2 protein-coding genes are annotated in these 3,294 nt (G+C 43.1%); one reads left to right on the top strand and one right to left on the bottom strand.

Translation table 11 applies throughout. The features are described from left to right. The first annotated feature begins 112 nt into the window (after positions 1 to 112). Positions 113 to 1,852, top strand: coding sequence for a sugar phosphorylase (locus HRU21_12200; GenBank protein NRA43050.1), 1,740 nt, complete (start codon positions 113 to 115; stop codon positions 1,850 to 1,852). A 5-nt stretch (positions 1,853 to 1,857) separates the two neighbouring features. On the opposite strand, the gene HRU21_12195 is transcribed toward HRU21_12200, so the two are convergent. Further along, positions 1,858 to 3,084 carry a DUF2029 domain-containing protein gene (locus HRU21_12195; protein ID NRA43049.1) on the bottom strand — a complete coding sequence of 409 codons (1,227 nt, stop codon included), beginning with the start codon at positions 3,082 to 3,084 and terminating at the stop codon, positions 1,858 to 1,860. Between the last annotated feature and the right edge of the window lie 210 nt (positions 3,085 to 3,294).

Genomic DNA, 3,294 nt, shown 5'->3' with positions numbered 1-3,294 from the left:
AGCTGGAACCGAGTCGCCAGTGCTATGCCGGATGTATACGCAAGGCTATACTCAGCAGTTGAAGAAGATAACAAACGGTTTATGCCGCAATAAAAAGAGATAAGCAATGATCATGAGCCCGTGGCAAACCCTTGTCGATCATGTTGAGAAGCATTTAGATTTTATTTACAAAGATATCGACTTGTCGATATCAACAGCCGAGCTGACTCAGTCAATCTTGGCGATTATGCGATTACAGCAGGTTGATACCGCGCCCGAGCAGTTTGTCAATTTATGGGATCAATCCGATGCCATTATGATCACCTATGGTGATAGCTTTTTATCCGATGATGAAAAGCCGTTAGATAATCTCAAACACTTCTTAGATGAGTACTGCGCCGGCGCAATCAATATGGTGCATATACTGCCGTTTTTTCCCTACAGCTCAGATGATGGTTTTTCGGTTATCGATTTCTCATCGGTGAATGAAAGTTTAGGCGACTGGACGCATATTCAAGCGATTGCTGAAGATTATCAACTCATGGCAGACTTAGTCATTAATCACTGTTCTTCGCGCGGCAAATGGTTTGATAACTTTCAAAAGCAAATTGACCCCGGCAAAGACTTTTTCTTCACCTGTGAACCGGGTGATGATATCAGCCAAGTAGTGCGTCCGCGCACCAATCGATTGCTGTTTCCGGTTGATACCAGTGCTGGCATTAAATATGTTTGGTGTACTTTCAGTCACGATCAGGTTGATTTAGATTTTCGTAATCCTGAGGTACTAAAAAAGTTTATTGAAATTATTCGCCTGTATTTAGATATGGGTGTGCGCATATTTCGTTTAGACGCGATTGCTTTTTTATGGAAAAAAGTAGGCAGTAAAAGTATTAACTTGCCCGAAACGCATGAAGTCGTACGTTTACTGCGAACGCTGATAGAATATGCCTGCAATGATGCGATTATCATCACCGAAACCAATATTCCTAACATTGAGAATATGTCGTATTTTGGTAATCAAAATGAAGCGCACTGGATTTATAATTTCTCATTGCCGCCGCTGTTGGTGAATACCTTGCTCACTGGCAATAGTCATCACCTTCGGCAATGGCTCATGTCAATGCCGTCAGCGATGGATGGTACAGCCTATTTTAATTTTATTGCCTCGCACGACGGTATCGGTTTACGCCCGCTTGAGGGCTTATTGTCTAACGATGAAGAGCAAGCATTAATCCAAACCTTGCAAGGCTTTGGCGGTAAGATTTCTTGGCGCGCCCTGAGCGAAAACGAGAGCAAGCCTTATGAAATTAATATTGCCCTGTATGATGCCTTAAAAGGTACCGTTGAAGGTGAAGATGCCTATAATTTTGAGCGATTCATTTGTGCACATTTAATTATGATGGGCCTGCAAGGCGTACCGGCATTTTATGTGCACAGCCTATTAGCCACCGGTAATGACTATCAGCGCTATTTTAATTCGGGCCATAATCGCTGCATCAACCGTCATCAGTGGCAATATAAAGATTTAAAGCCATTGTTAGATAATAAAGAAAATCAGCATCATCAAGTATTCTTCGCCTTAAAATCACTGATTCAATTACGTGCCCAGCAGCCGGCGTTTCATCCTAATGCCGATCAGCACGTACTGTATTTAGGTGACGATTATTTAAGCTTTAGTCGCAGCTGCCATGATAAAACGCAATTTATTTACTGTATCAGCAATATTACTGCGCATACTAAACAGCTTTCGGTTAACAGTATTAACTTAGAGCACGATACCCAATTTACCGACCTGATCAGCGGCATTAAACTCAGTGAAGAACAAGACGCATTGATACTGGCGCCATACCAAACTGTGTGGCTATCGAATTAAATTACCTAAGGCTCTTTGTTTAACGCCAACTGTTTAGCGTTAATAAGCCTCGCCACGATTGGCACACATATGATCGGGTAGACGCCCCAGTAATAATTAAAATGTGACATTTTGCTGAAGGCAATGAAAATAAGGTAGCTGATAAAACATACCGTCATCAGTTGCTCAAGGCTTCCACGACAGCGATAGGCATAGCGAAGAATAAACACAGCTGTGAGTATCGGCGCTAAATGATGAAACCAGGTTTGCATGCTGCTGGGTAAAAAGAACCATAAGCTGGTGCTGTCGCCGCCTACGTGGTGAGTGAGGTAATACAAAATCGTAGCGCTTATAAAGCCTTCGCTATCCCATACTATAAATGGTAGTAAACTGAGCCCGCTGCTGATGCTAAATCCGGCTATAAGGCGCAATCGTAAACTCAAGTTTGGTAGCCAAATAAACAGTGCTAGCAGCACCATCGGTGCCGGTAGCAACTTACTTGATTGCGCAAGCCCAAGTAATAGCCCTGCCAGAAACCACCGCTGCATTTGTCCAGCATAAAAACAGGCTAAGATAAAACTGCTGAGTAAGATATCGGTAATGCCCAGATAGTAAATATTGACCAAATAGGCGGGGGTTAAAAATAACACAATCACGCTTAACTTTTTGATTATCTGCTGCTCGGTATCAGCTGGGGTAAATTGTTTAACCATTGCAATAATCAGATACAGATTGAGCCCCGAAAGTAGAAGATTGCTGAGACGAATCGCGGTGTAGTTTTCAAGCAGTGCGCTAAGCGGTAAATAGCTCAGCAGCATGGTGGGAAAATACGGGTAGCCAAACGAATAGCGTTGGCCAAACATCAACACTTCGCCGTTGCTACTCTCAATGCCCGGACCCTTGCTGAAACTATCTACCCACAATTGTGAGCGGTGTGTGTATGGGTTATCGCCGCGTAAAAAATGACCAATGGCGGCATCGGTATTGGCGGCGATATCCATAATCCAGTCTGGCTGAAAGCTGAGGCTAAAAATCAGTATAATCAGCCACTGTGCAGCCGTTATGATTGTCAGCCTCGATACACTTGTTGCGCTAATCAAGCGCATTGGCTGTGCTTGCAGTAAATAGCGATAACAAAGCCAGATACTGATGATTAAAAAGCTAAAAATGACGATGCCTTGCAGCCAGAAAAAAACGGAAACGAGGTTAACTAATACAAGCCAGAGAGTAAGAAACGGTATTTTTTTTATCATCAGCCTACTATAGCGTCTATTGCTGCGAGTGAGAATGCTTATTGCGCACAGCACCGCAAAACAATGGCAGGGCTGTATCAAACACGCCGTTAGTCTTTGCTATGATTCATTATCGATACTACTTTAGCCCCAATTTTTTCTTAAACAAAGCTGAGGCTAAGCTTGAAGGAAGGACTGAGGAAACGGCTAAGGACAAAGCTAAGGACAAAG

It is taken from the genome of Pseudomonadales bacterium (genome assembly GCA_013215025.1).
Classification (GTDB): Bacteria; Pseudomonadota; Gammaproteobacteria; order Pseudomonadales; family DT-91; genus DT-91.
This window is presented reverse-complemented; position numbering and strand designations above follow the sequence as displayed.